Here is a 15,853-nt window from a genome sequence, read left to right on the forward strand (position 1 = left end):
CTGTCAGGCCGCGACTGCAATCTGTGCTGTCGCGTTCGCATCGCTCGCGTTCGTTTCGCTCTCGTTCGTCTGCTGGATGACGTACCGTTGGCCGACCATCGGGTCCAGTAGACTGTCGATAGGAGCGCGGTCGTCGCGCAGAAGAGGCACGTCGTCTGTCGGTTCGTCGTTCCGGTACGACGAGAGTTCGGCGGCGAGGTCGATGCCGACGTCGCGGTGCTGGTTCCGCGCTTGCAACTCGTCGCGCGTCACGAGCGTCGCGTCTTTCGTCGCCACGACTTCGATGTTCTGGACGACGACGCTCCCGGCGGTGGGGAAACTGTACACCTGCGGATAGACACGGTTCATCGTCTTGTACTCCGCACGGTAGAACTGCGAGGCGGGGCCGGAAGGAGCGGAGATGACGTTCGCGAAGAGGATTCCGTCTTCGTCGAGTCGCTCCGAGGTGAGGCGCATGAACTCCACCGTCGTCAGTTCGAACGGTACCTTGTCTTTCCGGTAGGCGTCGAGGACGATGAGGTCGTACGTCTGGTTCGTCTCACGGAGGTACTGTCGTCCGTCCATCGTGTAGATGTTGAGTCGGTCGGACTCCTCGACACCGAAGTACTGCTTCGAGACGGACACGACTTCTGGGTCTATCTCCACCACGTCCACGGTCACGTTGGGATACATCTCGTTGAACACCCGTGGGCCGGTGAATCCGCCGCCGCCGACGAACAACACCCGGTCGATGTCGTCGGAGAGCAAGAACGGGACGTGGAAGTACGAGGTGTAGTCGAAGACGTGCCGCGTCGGGTCGTCGAGGTCCATCGCGCTGTGGGGTTGTCCGTCGAGATAGAGCGTTCGTGTGTCACCGGCGTCGACGACGCGGAGTTCCTGATACGCGGTCTGTGTGTGGTAGACCGTGGTCCCGGCGCTGTCGAGGCCGAGACCACCAGACATCGTGGCGACGACGAGCAGAAGACTGACACCGACGCTCCAGTACACCTCGTGGCGACTGACGTTCGGACGAGCGATGTGAACTGCCGTGGCCACCGAGATGACGCCCAAGACGAGGCCGATTTGGGGGACACTCAACGACGGGATGAGGACGAACGTCGTCGCGAACGCGCCGACGATACTCCCGATAGTCCCGACTGCGTAGACGTGGCCGGAGGCGGCACCGACCTCGGACCGTCCCGACAGTTCCGCTGCGTACGGGCTGATATAGCCGAGGAGGTACGTCGGCGGGCCGAAGAGCAGCGTAATCGCCGGGAGCGACGCGAACCGACTCGGCAGTGGCAACCCGGCCATCGACTGCAAGAAGAGGTCGCCGAGGAGGATGACGCCCGCGATGTACGCCGCCGTGGCGATGAACACGCGGACGAGGCGGTCGTTCGACGCCTGTTCCGCCTGCTTGCCGCCTCGATGATAGCCGAGACTCAGCGCGGCGAGGAAGACGCCGATGATACTCCCCCACGTGTAGATACTGCTGCCGAACTCGGGCGCAATCATCCGGCCCGCGAGAATCTCGAGTCCCATACTCGTGACGCCGGAGACGAACACCGCCAGTTCGGGCCGTGTCATCCGGAGAGGAGAGAGGGAGGGCGTCGAAGCCATACTGAAGTCGTAAGGGCCAGATAGGTATTAAATCACGCCAGTGACACCTGCGAGAGCGTCGGCGCGGAGAACTCGGTTGAATTGACGATTCTACAGCATCGAGATACCGATGAACAGGACGTATCCGGCGACGAACGAGAGCGCGAACGACCCGACCCACGCTCCGAGCGTCTTGAATATCTTCTCGCGACTGATGCCCGCGCCGCCGGTGATTGCCGCCCCGCTTCCGATGATTGCGGAGACGACGATTTCGTTGAAGGAGACGGGGACACCGAGGAAGACGGCGACCTGTGCGATGAGGAACGAGGGAATCAACGCCGAAATCGCCCGACGTGGACCAAGCGACGAGTAATCCTGTGAGAGCGATTTAATCATCCGGGGCGCGCCCATCCACGCCCCGACGAGGATGCCGAACCCCCCGCCGACGAGGACGGCAGTGAGTGGAATCGCCATCGTATCGAACAACGGGAGCAGTGGTCCGACGGCGAGTCCGACCTGCGACCCGCCGGCCGAGAAGGCGACGAGCGACCCGAGTGCGAGGAGGAACCGGTTCATCGCCCGGTGTTCGTCGCGGTGGATGTCGAAGCGGACGAGTGCCGCGATACCGACTGCGAAGAGGAGTGTCACCACGAGTGGCCCGTGCACTGTCACCGAGTCGAGTGACGCGCCGACGACGCTCGCGAGTGATTGGCCACCGTCTGGACCGCCGAGGACGGCGAACTCGATGTTGGCGACGACGGCGCTGACACTGGCTGCGAGCGCGGGGATACAGATAGATTCGGGTGCCCACTCACGCGAGAGCACGCGGGCGAGTCCGTAGGCGAGTCCACCGCCAACGAAGGGCGTGAGTACCCACACCGATGCGATTTCCTGGTACTTCGCCCACGCCGGAGCACCGCCGAGTGCGATGCCGATACCGATGACTGCACCGGTGACGGTGAACGCCGTCGCAATCGGGATTCCAGTCACGATGCCGATGGCCATGAGGCCACCTGCGAGGAGTAAGACGACGACGGCGGCCAGAGGTGAGAGCGCGACACCGTCGATGAGACCAGTCCCGATAGCGGCCGACACGCTCCCGCCTTGGACCACGGCACCCAGAAACGCGATGACGCCGACGACGAGTCCCGCGCGCATTATCGAGATAGCGTTCGCGCCGACTGCCGGTGCGAACGGCGTCGCACCCGCCGACCCGGCACCGATTATCCACGCCATGAACAGGCTCACGGCACTCGCTACGGCGACGAGGGCCAGCGACAACACATCAACCATCGGAACACTCGGAAGAGACCATCATGGTTCGAATTCGGAGGCGGGGTAGTCTGTCTACAGGTGGAGATTCTCAGTTGGGGTCAATTAAGTCTTAAGATAGTGTTTCACATTAGCCGCAATATTAATCGACATCTCAGACTCAAAGGTGCATTCAAAGCACGTTAGAAAGGACAGCACACCACAAGTCGTGACGCCTCACCTCACAAGCGACCCACGGATGTGCAATTCTGTCTGGGAGAGGTACGCTGTCGTCGGAGACGGTCCACGAGAGGGGGAGCGCGAAGAGGGAGCGCAGAGAGCGCGGAAGTATAAATACGAAGACGGTACCAGACGGGCTATGTCGTCACGAATCGCCGCCTCGGACCTCGCACACGCCGCGTACTGCCCACGGCAACTCTACTACGCGCGCCGCGACAGCGACAGAGAACCGCCGCCCACCGTCGGCGACATTCGCGCTCTCGCATTCGAGTACGCGTCCCTCGTCGACGCCAGCGACGACGAACTCACGGCCAAACCACTGGCGACTACGCCCACGACGTACCGGAGGAATCTCCGCCGTCTCCGCGAGCGAGACGAGTGGGAGTCACTGACGAATCCAACGAGGAAGGACGTCGTACTCGCGGGGAAAGACTGCCGCGGCGTCGCGCACAAACTCGTCGGCGACCCCCCAGTTCCGTCACTCGTCTCTCCGGGGACGCCACCCGAACGCGGCGTGTGGGAACCCCAGCGTGTCCGGGCCGTCGCGGTGGCCAAGGCCCTATCGTGGGAACGAGAATCAGCAGTCGAGCGAGCGTTCGTGGAGTATCCAGCAGTCGGTGTCGTCCGAACCGTCCGACTCACGACACAGAACAAAGCGGCGTACCGTCGGGCACTCAGGGTCGCGCGCGGACTCGACTTCGTCCCACCGCGCCTCCGTAACTCGGCGAAGTGCGAGGGGTGTGCCTACCGAGAGCAGTGTGGGGTCAGTGACCCACGACCGAAGTCGTGGGCTTGTCAGTGGACTCCCCTTCTGCCGTCGATTTGACGGAGGCATGGAAATCACCATTCAGGTTCAAGGTCCCCGACGTCAGCGCACACTGACAGGGTGCGCCTCCACCCGAAGACTTCTGCCCCGAGTGGAGTTTCTTGAGCAGTTTACGAGCGACGTTCTTGCTCGCGTTGTAGTCCGCGTTCAGTTCGTACTCGCACTTCTGACACACAAACTGGTGCTTCGACCGGCGATTGTTCTCGTGCGTAAACCCACACGACGAACACCGTTGAGACGTGTACGCAGGACTCACTTGCCCCATTTCAATGCCGAACATCTCCGCCTTGTACTCAACGTACTGGTAGAGGCGTCGGAACGCCCACGCGTGGTATCGCTTTGCACCAGCCATCCGTTTGCGAATGTCGGTCAGATACTCGAACGCGATGTGCGTACAGCCGTGGTAGTGGGCTTCTTCGAGAATCTGGTTAGATGCTCGGTGGAGTTCGTCTTGCATCCAGCAGTGTTCGCGGTCTTTCATCGACTGAATCGACAGGTGGGCCGACCGCGTGCCCGTCTGTTGCATCGACCCGCGAGTCTTCTCGAACTCTCGGCGTCGGTGGTTCATCTCGTCGGCGTTCCCGATGAATGCGCCTGTTGAAGTCACGGCGAGCGAGCCGTCCACGTTCAGGTCAACGCCAAGGACTGTTCTGTGCTTGGCATCAGAAGAATTAGCAGTGGACTGGTCTTGCTCGTCTGTGGCTCGGCGCATCCGTGCGTGGAGGTAGAACGACTGTGTGGTACGGTCGTACTGCAACGTAGACATACGGAACTCGTAGTCCTCGTTCAGCAGGTACTCACCAATCGGCGTTCCCTCAGTTTCGCTGGGAATCACATAGTCGCACTCAACGCGACCATTCACTGTGGAAAGGGAAACGTGGTCGCGGTGGAACGTTGCGGAGCGTTTGTCGTAGACGACGCTCCACGCATCGAAGTGCGGTTGGCTGGTGTTATCGCCTTTCTTGAGTCGAGAGACACCGCTTTTTGTGGCCTCGATAGCACGTCGAATCCCTTTCTGGACGAGGTTCGCGGTCAACTCTGTCTCGCCTCGAAGTTGGTCGTAGAGGGCGTTCTCGGCCTTCTTCTTTGAGGTTACGCAGTAGTCGTGTGGGTATCTCCACGCCCACTCTGCGGTGGTGTTCGCACAGTGGAGGAACTGGTTTTTGGTTTGATGGAGGTCGTCGCACCGCTCGTTGGGTACGTCGAGTTTGACTTTGACGGTGCGAATCACCTCCATCGTTGGTTCACATATTGAACCATCTCTTTATACCAATACCGATTAACGTTGGTGGGTCGGTCTGCTACCACTCGTGGATTGATTCGAGTCTTGACGGGTTCCTCCCAAGGCTAAAGCCGTGGTCTTCCTCCTTGCAATCATGTGAAGACGCGTTCGTTGCGCTCACTCGTCGGCTTCTAACCACGCCTCGATGTCGTCGGCCATCGCGCCACGCCGGTGGATGATACCTTGGCCGGGGTCTACGACGGTGCTCTCGGTGCCGGGCGTCGTCCCGCCGTCGAGGACGACAGCGACGGCGTCGCGGATGTCGTCCGAGAGTTGTTCGGGGTGCGTGATGCTCCCGGTGCCAGACCGGTTCGCACTGGTCGCCGTCACTGGCGTCTCCGCCGCGCGGAAGAGTCGACACGCGAGTTCGTGGTCGGGGACGCGGACGCCGACACGGTCACGCCCGGCGACGAGTACGTCGGGGAGCGTGTCGCGGCGTTCGACGACGACGGTCACCGGGCCGGGGAGGAATCGGCGCATGAACGCCACCTCACGCTCGTCGGCGACGACGTGTTCGAGCGCCGCGTCGACGTCCGGAAACCCGGCCGAGAGCGGTTTGGAACGGTCTCTGCCTTTGATGTCGAAGACGCGTTCGACGGCAGCCGGGTCCGTCGCGTCTGCGCCCATCCCGTAGACAGTCTCGGTCGGATAGACCACCGCCTCACCGCGGCGAATGGCGGCCGCCGCCGCCGCCACGTTTTCGTCGTCACTCATGGGAGAATCGAGGGGTGACGGGCGAAAAAGCGTGACGAAACAGGGTCTCGCAGACGGGCGACGCGGGACGGAACGAGACGAAGACGCGAAAGGAGAACGAGGGACGAACCCGGATTAGCGTTCGTCGACTGCGGCGACGATTTCGTCGTAGTCGGGGAAGTCCGGCCACTCGTCTGCGACCCACGCGTACTGGATTTCGCGCGTCTCGTCGAGGAGGAACACGGCCGGTCGGTGTTCGGTGATACCGGTCATGTCGTCCAAGTCGTTCTCGATGCCGTAGTCGGCCGCAACGCCCGCCGCGGGGTCCGAGAAGAATCGCGCGTCGACGTCGCGTTCGGCGACGAACGTCTTGTGCTCGTACGGCGACGAGATAGAGACGCCGACGGCCTGAATCTCCTCGAGGACGCCTCGGTCACGGAGGTTGTTCCAGACGTACGTCGACGGGAACGCGCCGTCCATCGTGTGGAAGACGAGGAGGACGGGGCCGTCGTCTGTCAGGTCGGACAGTGAGGTGTCTTCCCAGTACTCGTCGTCGACGAGCGGTCGGGTGAAGTCCGGTGCGGTGTCGCCGACACCGGGCGCGTCGTGCGGCGGAAGTTCGACGACGTCGAAGTCGACCATTATGCGCCCTCCCCGTTCCCGTAGGTGCTCTCGAGGTAGTCGACGATGTTGGCCGACTCGGACATCGTGACGCCGGTGTTGTCGTCGACGATGGCGGGGACGGTCCGTTTCCCGGAGACACGCTTTACGACGTTTCGGTCGGAGTGCATCGGTTCGACGAAGCGAGAGTGGTAGTCGAGTCCCTGCTCGTCGAGGACGCGAACGACCCGCTCGCAGTACGGACACGCCTGCAACCGATACAGGGTAATCGCCGGCTGGTCGTCGGACATGGACACTCGTTGGGACGAGCCCCGCCTAAGCTCTTCGCTCGCGGGTATCCACGCCGCAATGCCGCACAGGAAATCGATTTTTCCACCGACCGTGGCCCGGTCCGGCGGTGTTGCCGAGGGCAACTCTTAATTCCGGTGCCATGCAAGACTTCGTAGTTACATGGGTTTGCCGCCGCTACTCTCACTTCCAGCCACGTTCCTCGCACCCCTACAGGCCTCGAACGTCCCGCTGGACGACACGACAATCACGGTCCTCGGTGGGGCCGCGATTCTCGTACTCATCGCACTCTCGGCGTTCTTCTCGTCGTCTGAGATTGCGATGTTCTCACTGGCGAAGCACCGCGTCGACTCACTAGTCGAAGAGGGTGTTCCCGGTGCAGAACGGGTGAAAGCGCTCAAGGAAGACCCACACCGTCTTCTGGTCACCATCCTCGTCGGCAACAACATCGTCAACATCGCTATGTCGGCGTTGGCGACGGGACTCCTCGCAGTCCTCGACTTCGGCCCCGGCCAGTCGGTGCTCATCTCGACGTTCGGCATCACGACGCTCGTCTTGCTGTTCGGCGAGAGCGCGCCGAAGTCCTACGCAGTCGAGAACACGGAGTCGTGGTCCCTCCGCATCGCCCGCCCGCTGAAGTACGCGGAGCTCGTCTTGCTCCCGCTCGTCGTCATCTTCGACTACCTGACGCGCTTCATCAACCGCATCACGGGCGGCCAGACGGCAATCGAAGCGACGTACATCACCCGCGACGAGATTCAGAACCTCATCGAGACGGGCGAACGCGAGGGCGTCATCGAAGAGGAAGAACGCGAGATGCTCGACCGCATCTTCCGGTTCAACTCCACTATCGCGAAAGAGGTCATGACGCCGCGACTCGACATGACTGCTGTCCCGAAGGACGCGACCATCGACGAGGCCATCGAGACGTGTGTGCAGGCGGACCACGAACGCGTGCCCGTCTACGACGGCAACCTCGACAACATCATCGGCATCGTCAACATCCGAAACCTCGTCCGCGAGCAGTACTACGGTGAACGCGGCGTGAGTCTCGCAGACATCGTCTCGCCGACGCTCCACGTCCCCGAGTCGAAGAACGTCGACGAACTCATGGCCGAGATGCAGGACACGCGGATGCAGATGGTCATCGTCATCGACGAGTTCGGGACCACCGAGGGTCTCATCACCCTCGAAGACATGGTCGAAGAGATCGTCGGAGACATCCTCGAAGGCGACGAGGAAGAACCGTTCGAAGAGGTCGGTCAGGACACGTTCCTCGTCCGCGGTGAGGTCAACATCGACGAGGTGAACGAGATGCTCGACATCGAACTCCCGGAAGGTGAGGAGTTCGAGACGCTCGCGGGGTTCATCTTCAACCGTGCCGGGAGACTCGTCGAGGAGGGCGAAGAGATTTCCTACGGGAACATCGTCATCCGCATCGAACAGGTCGACAACACCCGCATCATGAAAGCCCGCATTCGGACCAACGTGGGCGTCGAAGACGAAGCGAGCGACGACGACGACGACGAAGAAGCCGAAGTCGAGACGGACGTCTGATTCGAGCGTCGATGCTCTTTCTGTGCTCTCAGCCGAGGAGTGTAAACGACAGCAGGACGAGCGCTAGCGAGACCAGCGTGAGGACGAGGAGTCCACGCGGGTCTGCGGTGCCGTCGCGGAGGCGTTGTGAGCGTGCCCGGAACCGAATTGCCAGAAAGAACCCGCCGAGACCGACAGTCCCGAACGTGAATCCACGGAGAGAGATGCCGGTCACGATTGCCATCGCGACGTGATAGACTCCAAAGCCCGCCCAGAGGGCGGCGACGAGGTTGGCGAGTGCTACGCGGAGACCACGGACGTTCACACAGGGAATACGCTCGACACGAGCGTAAAGACGCCGTACCCCAGACCGAACGCGAGGACGAGTGACCCAATCCACGCGAGGACGGTGTACACCATCTTGCGCTTCGAGACGCCGGCCCCGCCGGCCGCGAAGCCCGACCCGATGATGGCACTCACGATAATCTCGTTGAACGAGACGGGAACGCCCAGTGCGACGGCGGTCTGTGCGATTGCGAACGACGGAATCATCGCCGCGATAGAGCGGCGTGGGCCGAGCGAGGAGTAGTCCTGTGCGAGCGCCTTTATCATTCGCGGGGCACCGGTCCACGACCCTGCGAGGAGGCCGATACCCCCGCCGACGAGGAGTGCAGGAAGCGGGACGGTCACGGCGTCGAGGAGAGGGACGAGTGGCCCAATCGCCAGTCCGACCTGACTGCCTCCGGCAGAGAACGCGACGAGGCCCCCGAGGACGAGGAGGAACCGACGCTGCCCCCGAACCGGGTCGGTACGCATCCACCGGGTGACGATGGCTCCCGCGACGATGCCGACGAACAGCATACTCGCGACGAACCAGACTGATTCACCGAACCCGACACCGGCGAGGTCGACGGCGGACGCGCGTGCTATCGATGCGGACGACCCGTCTGCACCGAGACCGGCGAACTCCATGTTGGCGACGAGGAGACCGACGATGCCCGCCAAGACGGGGACAGTCGCGGACTCGGAGAACCGTTCGGAGCGAAGCGCCCGCGCAGTCACGTACGACGCCCCGCCGCCGACGAACGGCGTAAGTACCCACAGCGAGACGATTTGTTGATACTTCGGCCACGCGGGAGTGCCACCCATCGCGAGGCCGACACCGACCACAGCGCCCGTGACGGTGAACGCAGTCGCAATCGGGTACCCAGCGAAGACGCCGAGGGCGACGAGGATTGCCGCCGTGAGAAGCGCGATGACGGCCGCGGTCACGCTGAGCGTGACGCCACCCACGAGTTCGGTTCCGACCGCGTTCGTGACGTTCGCACCCTGTAAGATAGCCCCGGAGAACCCGAGGAGACCGACGATGAACCCCGCACGCATCACCGAGATAGCGTTGGCACCGACTGCCGGCGCGAAAGGTGTCGACCCCGACGACCCCGCGCCGATGGCCCAGGCCATGAACAGACTGGCGAGTGCAGCGACGCCGAGTGTGAGGAGTGTCCCGACCGCTACCACAGGAAAACCTCCATCGCTCGGTTCTGGATGTTTGACGACATCCTAGCGCCGCCGGGCGTCGTCGTAGCCCTCGCGCAGTCCGAGGAGCGTCCGTCGAACGAGGAGATACGCGAAGAAGACGAAGAGCAACATCACGACGAGCAACCCAGTGAACACTGGGTCACCGGCGAGAAAGTCGACGATGCCGTCTACGACCAGAGGGTCGGTCATGTGCGAGCATTCCGAGGGCACCGGGTATAGCCATTTCGGCGTTGGAACGTCACAGAACATTAACACTCATGCTGAGAAGGTGTGAAAGGCGAGTCGATGGCCGACCTCATCCCCTCCAGTTCCGGAGACTCGACCGACGGCCAGGACGACCGGGACCCCCGCGTCATCGGCCTCGACAGTGACGAGGCCGACGACTTACTCGGTGCCATCTCTTCTTCGACTGCCCGGTCTGTGCTCGCGTCGCTCCACGAGTCCCCGGCGACGCCCTCCGACCTCGCGACAGACGTCGACACCTCGTTACAGAACGTCCAGTACCACCTCGGGAACCTCTCTGAGGCGGGACTCATCGAAGTCACGGATACGCGCTACTCCGAGAAAGGACGCGAGATGAACGTGTACGCGCCCGCCGACCGTGCACTCGTCGTCGTCGCCGGGCGCGAAGACGACACGAACGGTCTCAAGAGCGCGCTCACCCGTCTCATCGGCGGTATCGGTGTCCTCGGTATCGGCGGGGCCGTCCTGAACCGCCTCGCGCGGACGGGGAGCGTCTTCCCGTTCGCGACGACCGGTGGTGCAGACGGCGGTGTAGAGAGTGCTGGTGGCGGAGCCGAAAGTGCCGACCTTGGAGGCGGCGACGACGGTGCTGGCGGCGCGAACGAATCGACGACCAGCGACCTCGACGCATCCTTCACCGGAGAGAGTGGAGACGTGAACGCGACTGGTGGTGAGCAGACCACTGCCGCGGATGCGACGACCACCTCGGACGGCGGCGGATTCAACATCGCAGAGGCGACGACGACCGAGTCAGCAGACGCGACCCAAACCGTCGCCGAGGAAGCGACCAAGACAGTGACCGAAGCGGCCACCCGAACCGCCGCAGAGACGGCCACCTCGACGCCACTTCCCACCTCGTCGCCAACTGCGACGCCGGTTCCGACGGCCGAACCAACCGTCGAACCGACCACGACGGCGGTCCAGCAGGCTACCGACGCGACGATGCAACTCACGAACGGGACGTCGGGGGCGGCCGACCTGCTCGGGTCGTTGTCGCCGGGTGCACTGTTCTTCCTCGGCGGCCTGACCGTCCTCGTAGCGTGGGTCGCACACGGAGTGCTCCGTGACTAAAACACCTGTTTTAGCTTACGGTGCGTATTTGACCCGTCCTCTCATACGACTGAGTACGAGGCGACGTCGAGCCAGACGACGACGGGTCCCTTGCCCCCAACGTGCGCCCCTGCCCCCCGTCGACCCCGCTTCGACGTGGCCTCGGAACGCCCAGAACAGGCCCTCCACCTGTTCCCGCTGATTCTCCCGGCCCTCCACCGGAACACCCGTGTTCAGTGCCCGCCGGGCACCACACGGAACGTCTGAAACACGTCGCCGTCGACCGTGACGAGTCGCCCGCGGAGACCACCGTCCGGCAGTTCCTCGAACTCGGCGTGCGCCTGCCGGTTCCCTCGCGGTTGGGCGTGACTTCCCGGATTGACGAGCGGAATCTCTCCCGTCCCGTCGAACGTCGGTCGGTGGCTGTGGCCGAAGATGACGGCGTCTGCGCCACGTTCACGACCGAACAGCGAGAGCGCCGTCCCGCCGCCGCGTCGCGTGTGCGTCATCGCGAACTCCACGCCGCCGTAGGTGAAGTTCCGGGCTTCGGGAATCCGAGCGCGAATCTCCGGGCCGTCGTTGTTGCCGTAGACGGCGAGGAACTCCTCGGACTCGTCGACGAAGGCGTCGAGCACGGACTCGCGCATGAAGTCGCCCGCGTGGACGACGAGGTCAGCGTCGCGGACCGCGTCGAGCGTACGATTCGTGAGGCGATGGCCGTCTGTACTGTGGGTGTCGGAGACGACGACGAGCATACTCGGTCTATGTATCGGAGAGATTGAAACCTACCGACTGCGGACCGAGAGACAGCACGCGTGAGTAGGGGTGGACCGCGACATGTGAGCGTGGCGGAACATCTATCCGCGCGGGGGGAGTGGCCCACGACATGGCAGGCAGTACGTCGGTCGTCGTCGCGGCCCTCTTCGCCAACGGGGCCATCGCCATTCTCAAATTCCTCGGATTTCTCGCGACTGGAAGCCCCTCCATGCTCTCGGAGACGTACCACTCCATCTCTGACACCGGGAACCAGGTCTTCTTGCTCATCGGTATCCGGTACAGCAGGCGCAAGGCGACCCGCCAGCACCCCTTCGGGTTCGGTAAGGCGCAGTTCTTCTACTCGTTTCTCGTCTCCGTGATGCTCTTCGGCATCGCCGGGTGGGAGTCCGCAAAACACGGATACGACGCCCTGATGCACCCGGCCCACGGGGGCGGCGCGGAGAGTCTCCTCCTGTTCGGGATGGAGATACGTCCCGTCTGGGTCAACGTCACCATCCTCCTCGGAGCCATCGGGTTCGAAAGTTACGCCTTCGTGAAGGCGAACGCCGAACTCCGCCGCCAAATCGAGGAGTACGAGTGGAGTGGCCTCGCCCAGGCGTTCCGCGAGACGAGCGACGTGACAACCCTGACGGCGTTCACCGAGGACACCGTCGCCCTCGGCGGTGCGATGCTCGCACTCGTCGGCATCGGCCTCACCGAACTGACGGGTAACGAGATGTTCGACGCCGCCGCCGCCCTCCTCATCGGTATCCTCCTCATGGGATTCGCCGTCGCACTCGCCTGGGAGAACAAGCGTCTGCTCATCGGTGAGAGCGTCCCGACGCGGGAAGAACAGGAACTCAGAGATATCGTCCGCGACGACCCCCGTGTCGTCCACGTCGACAAGTTCCGCGCCACCTACGTCGGCCCCGAGAAACTACTCGTCACCCTCGACGTGAGTTTCGACCCCGAACTCGACACCGAAGAGATAGACGACCACATCACCGCCATCGAAGAGAAACTCAAAGCGGCAGACGAACGGGTCCACTTCGTCTACATCGAACCCGAGTTGTAAGGAGAACGTTCGGCGACCCCGTGTCAGTTCGACTCGACCGCTTCCGCGACGAGTTCGACCGCTTCTTCGACGTCTGCACCCGAGACGTTCAGGTTCGTCGTGAATCGGGTGTGATACTCGCCGAACGTGCCGCCGAGGACGCCCACGTCGTCGCACAGGCCGACGAACTCCTGTGCCGTCAAGCCGGCACCTTCGGAGTCGACGACGACGATGTTCGTATCCGGCGTCGGAACCGATAGCCCCTCGATGGCGTCGAGGCCGTCCGCGAGGACACGGGCGTTCTCGTGGTCGTCGGCCAGTCTGTCGATGTTGTCGAGTGCGACCAGTCCGGGTGCCGCGATGATGCCGGCCTGTCGCATCCCGCCACCGAACTGCTTGCGGACGCGCGTCGCCTGCTCGATGAACGCCTCACTGCCGGCGAGAATCGACCCGACTGGTGCGCCGAGACCCTTCGAGAGACAGAACATCACGGAATCGACGTGCTCCGTCATCGCCGCTGGGTCCTCGTCGAGGGCGACACAGGCGTTGAACACGCGTGCGCCGTCGAGGTGGACGGGAATGTCGAGTTCGTGTGCCGCCTCGGCCGCCGCGTCGATGTCCGCTTTCGGGATGGCGACGCCACCGCGGGCGTTGTGGGTGTTTTCGAGACACAGGACGCCGGTTCCGGCGACGTGAAGCGACTCCTCGCGCGCGTGGTCGCGGACCTGTTTGGGCGTGGGGACGGCGCGGTCACCGCCGTCGAAGGCCCGAACTTGCAGGCCAGACAACTGGGCAAATCCGCCAACTTCCCACTTGTAGACGTGGGCCTTGGCGTCGACGAGCGCTTCTTGTCCGGGGTCGGCGTGGACGCGGGCGGCGATTTGGTTCCCCATCGTCCCGGAGGGGACGTACAGGGCGTCTTCCATGCCGACTACCTCGGCCGCACGCGCTTCGAGTTCGTTCACAGTCGGGTCGTCGCCGTACACGTCGTCGCCGACGTCGGCATCCCGCGCGGCGACACGCATCTCGTCGGAGGGGAGCGTCACCGTGTCACTTCGAAGGTCAATCATCGCGCGAAGAGACCGCACCGAGTGAGAAATAGCCGGTGGTCTCTTCGAGTCTCGCTTTGTGGTGGCAACATTTGCGGTTCGAAAGGTGTTTGCCCCGGGGACACACACGACGCGGTATGGACCCGCGTATCCGCGAACACGCTCAGACCATCGTCGACCACTCGACACGCGTCGAAGAGGGCGACAACGTCGTCATCTCCGCACCCGCAGTCGCCGAAGACCTCGTGACCGCCATCTGCGAACTCGTCGGTGAACGCGGTGCGTACGCCGTCAACCTCGACAGCAACCCACGGTTCGGGCGCGCGTTCCTCCGTGCGTCCGAGGCGGACGAGTTCGAGACGCCGGACCACCAACTCGCACTCATCGAGGCGTCCGACGTGTACATCAACGTCCGCGCCGAGACGAACGCGACGGAACAAAGCGACATCGACCCCGCGACAAACGCGGCGTGGAAACGCGCTTACAAGCCGATTCAGGTCGAAGCGCTCCAGAAGCGCTGGTGTCTCACCCAGTACCCCGCGTCGGGAAGCGCCCAACTCGCCGGCATGAGTACCGAAGCCTACGAGAACTTCGTCTACGACGCCGTCAGTCTCGACTGGGAGAAGCAGGCCGAACACCAACAACAGATGGTCGAACTCCTCGACGACGCCGACGAAGTCCGCATCAAGTCGGGTGACGAGACAGACGTGACGATGAGCGTCGCGGGTAACGTCACCATCAACGACAAGGGCGAGCACAACCTCCCCGGTGGGGAAGTGTTCACCGCCCCCGTCAAGGACTCCGTCGAAGGTGAGGTGTACTTCGACCTGCCACTGTACCGACAGGGCCGCGAAATCACAGGCGTCCGCGTCACGTTCGAAGACGGGAAAGTCGTCGACTACTCCGCAGAACGCAACGAAGCGGTCCTCGACGGCGTGTTCGACACCGACGAAGGTGCCCGTTACCTCGGCGAACTCGGTATCGGGATGAACCGCAACATCGACCAGTTCACCTACAACATGCTCTTCGACGAGAAGATGGGCGACACCGTCCACATGGCCGTCGGCTCGGCGTACCCGGAGACGGTGGGCGACGACAACGAGGTCAACGAGAGCGCCGAACACGTGGACATGATCGTCGACATGTCCGAAGATTCGGTCATCGAACTCGACGGGGAAGTCGTCCAGCGCAACGGGACGTTCGTGTTCGAAGACGACTTCTAAAACATCTCTGCGGTCTTTTTCCTCCAGGTTTTGCGGGTGTGAGCGAAGCGAACGCCCGGAAAAAGTGGAACTGCGACGTCCGTGTTCGAAGACGACTTCTGAGTGGTCTTCGGTGTCTCGCAGACTGTCACGATACTGAGGGAAACCGATTCGGTATCGTGGAGAACGACGAACCGGTCGCTTGAGTTCGACCAACGAACGCCCGTATTTTTTCGACTGTCGTCCAAAAACCCGTAGTTCATCTCCGGGATTCTCGCGGGAGAGTCCGTTACGTCACCGAGTCTCCAGTCGAAACGTTGCCCTTCGAATACTTCGACAGTCTGTTCGGCAAATTCCGTCAGACGAACGTCACACATCGGCAAAAATCAGGAATCTCCACACGAAACGATGCCCTTCGCACTCGATACAGAGTTGTGACACAAATTCACATGGCCACCAGATTTATCCAGGCTTCAGCGAGAGTTCCCTTCGATGCCAGCCGTCCAGTGTAGAACGTGCGGACGCGACGTGGGCGTCCACGAGATAGAGACGACGACGCGAACGAGTGCTGGAGGATTCGACACACGGTATCGGTGTCCCTACTGCCGCGAAGAGATGCGAGACGTGAAAACGCGAATCGTCTGA

The 15,853-nt window shown here is 62.7% G+C and carries 17 protein-coding genes; 6 read left to right on the plus strand and 11 right to left on the minus strand.

The window, feature by feature from the left end; genetic code table 11:
- Positions 1–3 precede the first annotated feature (3 nt).
- Together AUR66_RS04975 and AUR66_RS04980 are read right to left on the minus strand one after the other, a co-directional pair.
- Positions 4–1,599, minus strand: a complete 1,596-nt coding sequence (locus tag AUR66_RS04975) for a spermidine synthase (RefSeq protein WP_058571388.1) — start codon at positions 1,597–1,599, stop codon at positions 4–6.
- Positions 1,600–1,689: 90 nt separating this feature from the next.
- Positions 1,690–2,871, minus strand: coding sequence for an inorganic phosphate transporter (locus AUR66_RS04980; RefSeq protein ID WP_058571389.1), 1,182 nt, complete (start codon positions 2,869–2,871; stop codon positions 1,690–1,692).
- A gap of 337 nt (positions 2,872–3,208) precedes the next feature.
- Between AUR66_RS04980 and AUR66_RS04985 the strand changes: the two genes are divergently transcribed.
- Complete coding sequence (locus tag AUR66_RS04985) at positions 3,209–3,895, plus strand: CRISPR-associated protein Cas4 (protein ID WP_058571390.1); 687 nt, start codon at positions 3,209–3,211, stop codon at positions 3,893–3,895.
- Here the strand turns inward: AUR66_RS04985 and AUR66_RS04990 are convergent.
- From AUR66_RS04990 to AUR66_RS05005, 4 genes are all read right to left on the minus strand, one after another.
- Complete coding sequence (locus tag AUR66_RS04990; protein WP_058571391.1) at positions 3,834–5,132, minus strand: RNA-guided endonuclease InsQ/TnpB family protein; 1,299 nt, start codon at positions 5,130–5,132, stop codon at positions 3,834–3,836. The two genes, AUR66_RS04985 and AUR66_RS04990, sit on opposite strands and share 62 nt — an antisense overlap.
- Positions 5,133–5,294: 162 nt before the next feature.
- Positions 5,295–5,891 carry an L-threonylcarbamoyladenylate synthase gene (locus AUR66_RS04995; RefSeq protein ID WP_058571392.1) on the minus strand — a complete coding sequence of 199 codons (597 nt, stop codon included), beginning with the start codon at positions 5,889–5,891 and terminating at the stop codon, positions 5,295–5,297.
- Between the two features lie 114 nt (positions 5,892–6,005).
- Positions 6,006–6,512: a redoxin domain-containing protein gene (locus AUR66_RS05000; protein WP_058571393.1), complete on the minus strand. Its 507-nt coding sequence runs from the start codon at positions 6,510–6,512 to the stop codon at positions 6,006–6,008.
- The gene (locus AUR66_RS05005; RefSeq protein WP_058571394.1) at positions 6,512–6,781 is read right to left on the minus strand and encodes a glutaredoxin family protein; all 270 of its coding nucleotides are present in this window, start codon (positions 6,779–6,781) and stop codon (positions 6,512–6,514) included. Before AUR66_RS05005 ends, AUR66_RS05000 begins: the two co-directional genes overlap by 1 nt.
- Positions 6,782–6,941: 160 nt before the next feature.
- On the opposite strand from AUR66_RS05005, the gene AUR66_RS05010 reads away from it, so the two are divergent.
- Positions 6,942–8,336 (plus strand): hemolysin family protein, encoded by a 1,395-nt coding sequence (locus tag AUR66_RS05010; RefSeq protein ID WP_058571395.1) that lies wholly within the window; start codon positions 6,942–6,944, stop codon positions 8,334–8,336.
- A gap of 28 nt (positions 8,337–8,364) precedes the next feature.
- Here the strand turns inward: AUR66_RS05010 and AUR66_RS05015 are convergent, their stop codons facing one another.
- Genes AUR66_RS05015 through AUR66_RS21770 form a run of 3 tightly spaced genes read right to left on the minus strand, consistent with a single transcriptional unit; the run spans position 8,365 to position 10,043 of the window.
- Complete coding sequence (locus AUR66_RS05015; RefSeq protein ID WP_058571396.1) at positions 8,365–8,640, minus strand: hypothetical protein; 276 nt, start codon at positions 8,638–8,640, stop codon at positions 8,365–8,367.
- Positions 8,637–9,833, minus strand: a complete 1,197-nt coding sequence (locus AUR66_RS05020) for an inorganic phosphate transporter (protein ID WP_058571397.1) — start codon at positions 9,831–9,833, stop codon at positions 8,637–8,639. The genes AUR66_RS05015 and AUR66_RS05020 overlap by 4 nt, the downstream gene beginning before the upstream one ends.
- A 42-nt stretch (positions 9,834–9,875) precedes the next feature.
- Positions 9,876–10,043, minus strand: coding sequence for a DUF7859 family protein (locus tag AUR66_RS21770; RefSeq protein WP_191965806.1), 168 nt, complete (start codon positions 10,041–10,043; stop codon positions 9,876–9,878).
- Positions 10,044–10,139: 96 nt separating this feature from the next.
- Between AUR66_RS21770 and AUR66_RS05025 the strand changes: the two genes are divergently transcribed.
- A complete protein-coding gene (locus tag AUR66_RS05025; protein WP_058571431.1) occupies positions 10,140–11,168 on the plus strand; it encodes an ArsR/SmtB family transcription factor in 1,029 nt (342 codons plus the stop codon).
- Positions 11,169–11,380: 212 nt separating this feature from the next.
- Here AUR66_RS05025 and AUR66_RS05030 read toward each other — a convergent pair whose 3' ends face one another.
- Positions 11,381–11,902, minus strand: coding sequence for a metallophosphoesterase (locus tag AUR66_RS05030; RefSeq protein ID WP_058571398.1), 522 nt, complete (start codon positions 11,900–11,902; stop codon positions 11,381–11,383).
- Between the two features lie 131 nt (positions 11,903–12,033).
- On the opposite strand from AUR66_RS05030, the gene AUR66_RS05035 reads away from it, so the two are divergent.
- On the plus strand, positions 12,034–12,978 hold the full coding sequence (locus tag AUR66_RS05035) for a cation diffusion facilitator family transporter (RefSeq protein WP_058571399.1): 945 nt from the start codon (positions 12,034–12,036) through the stop codon (positions 12,976–12,978).
- Positions 12,979–13,001: 23 nt separating this feature from the next.
- Here the strand turns inward: AUR66_RS05035 and AUR66_RS05040 are convergent, their stop codons facing one another.
- On the minus strand, positions 13,002–14,027 hold the full coding sequence (locus AUR66_RS05040) for a threonine aldolase family protein (RefSeq protein ID WP_058571400.1): 1,026 nt from the start codon (positions 14,025–14,027) through the stop codon (positions 13,002–13,004).
- Positions 14,028–14,143: 116 nt separating this feature from the next.
- Between AUR66_RS05040 and AUR66_RS05045 the strand changes: the two genes are divergently transcribed.
- Positions 14,144–15,229, plus strand: coding sequence for an aminopeptidase (locus tag AUR66_RS05045; protein ID WP_058571401.1), 1,086 nt, complete (start codon positions 14,144–14,146; stop codon positions 15,227–15,229).
- Between the two features lie 471 nt (positions 15,230–15,700).
- Positions 15,701–15,853, plus strand: coding sequence for a hypothetical protein (locus AUR66_RS21775; protein ID WP_197409676.1), 153 nt, complete (start codon positions 15,701–15,703; stop codon positions 15,851–15,853).

Origin of the sequence: Haloferax profundi (assembly GCF_001469865.1) — an archaeon.
GTDB lineage: Archaea > Halobacteriota > Halobacteria > Halobacteriales > Haloferacaceae > Haloferax > Haloferax profundi.

Bases quoted from the DNA above. Each gene is read 5' to 3' on its own strand.
- AUR66_RS04975 (WP_058571388.1), bottom strand. From the start codon at position 1,599: ATGGCTTCGACGCCCTCCCTCTCTCCTCTCCGGATGACACGGCCCGAA.
- AUR66_RS04980 (WP_058571389.1), bottom strand. From the start codon at position 2,871: ATGGTTGATGTGTTGTCGCTGGCCCTCGTCGCCGTAGCGAGTGCCGTG.
- AUR66_RS04985 (WP_058571390.1), top strand. From the start codon at position 3,209: ATGTCGTCACGAATCGCCGCCTCGGACCTCGCACACGCCGCGTACTGC.
- AUR66_RS04990 (WP_058571391.1), bottom strand. From the start codon at position 5,132: ATGGAGGTGATTCGCACCGTCAAAGTCAAACTCGACGTACCCAACGAG.
- AUR66_RS04995 (WP_058571392.1), bottom strand. From the start codon at position 5,891: ATGAGTGACGACGAAAACGTGGCGGCGGCGGCGGCCGCCATTCGCCGC.
- AUR66_RS05000 (WP_058571393.1), bottom strand. From the start codon at position 6,512: ATGGTCGACTTCGACGTCGTCGAACTTCCGCCGCACGACGCGCCCGGT.
- AUR66_RS05005 (WP_058571394.1), bottom strand. From the start codon at position 6,781: ATGTCCGACGACCAGCCGGCGATTACCCTGTATCGGTTGCAGGCGTGT.
- AUR66_RS05010 (WP_058571395.1), top strand. From the start codon at position 6,942: ATGGGTTTGCCGCCGCTACTCTCACTTCCAGCCACGTTCCTCGCACCC.
- AUR66_RS21770 (WP_191965806.1), bottom strand. From the start codon at position 10,043: ATGACCGACCCTCTGGTCGTAGACGGCATCGTCGACTTTCTCGCCGGT.
- AUR66_RS05025 (WP_058571431.1), top strand. From the start codon at position 10,140: ATGGCCGACCTCATCCCCTCCAGTTCCGGAGACTCGACCGACGGCCAG.
- AUR66_RS05030 (WP_058571398.1), bottom strand. From the start codon at position 11,902: ATGCTCGTCGTCGTCTCCGACACCCACAGTACAGACGGCCATCGCCTC.
- AUR66_RS05035 (WP_058571399.1), top strand. From the start codon at position 12,034: ATGGCAGGCAGTACGTCGGTCGTCGTCGCGGCCCTCTTCGCCAACGGG.
- AUR66_RS05040 (WP_058571400.1), bottom strand. From the start codon at position 14,027: ATGATTGACCTTCGAAGTGACACGGTGACGCTCCCCTCCGACGAGATG.
- AUR66_RS05045 (WP_058571401.1), top strand. From the start codon at position 14,144: ATGGACCCGCGTATCCGCGAACACGCTCAGACCATCGTCGACCACTCG.
- AUR66_RS21775 (WP_197409676.1), top strand. From the start codon at position 15,701: ATGCCAGCCGTCCAGTGTAGAACGTGCGGACGCGACGTGGGCGTCCAC.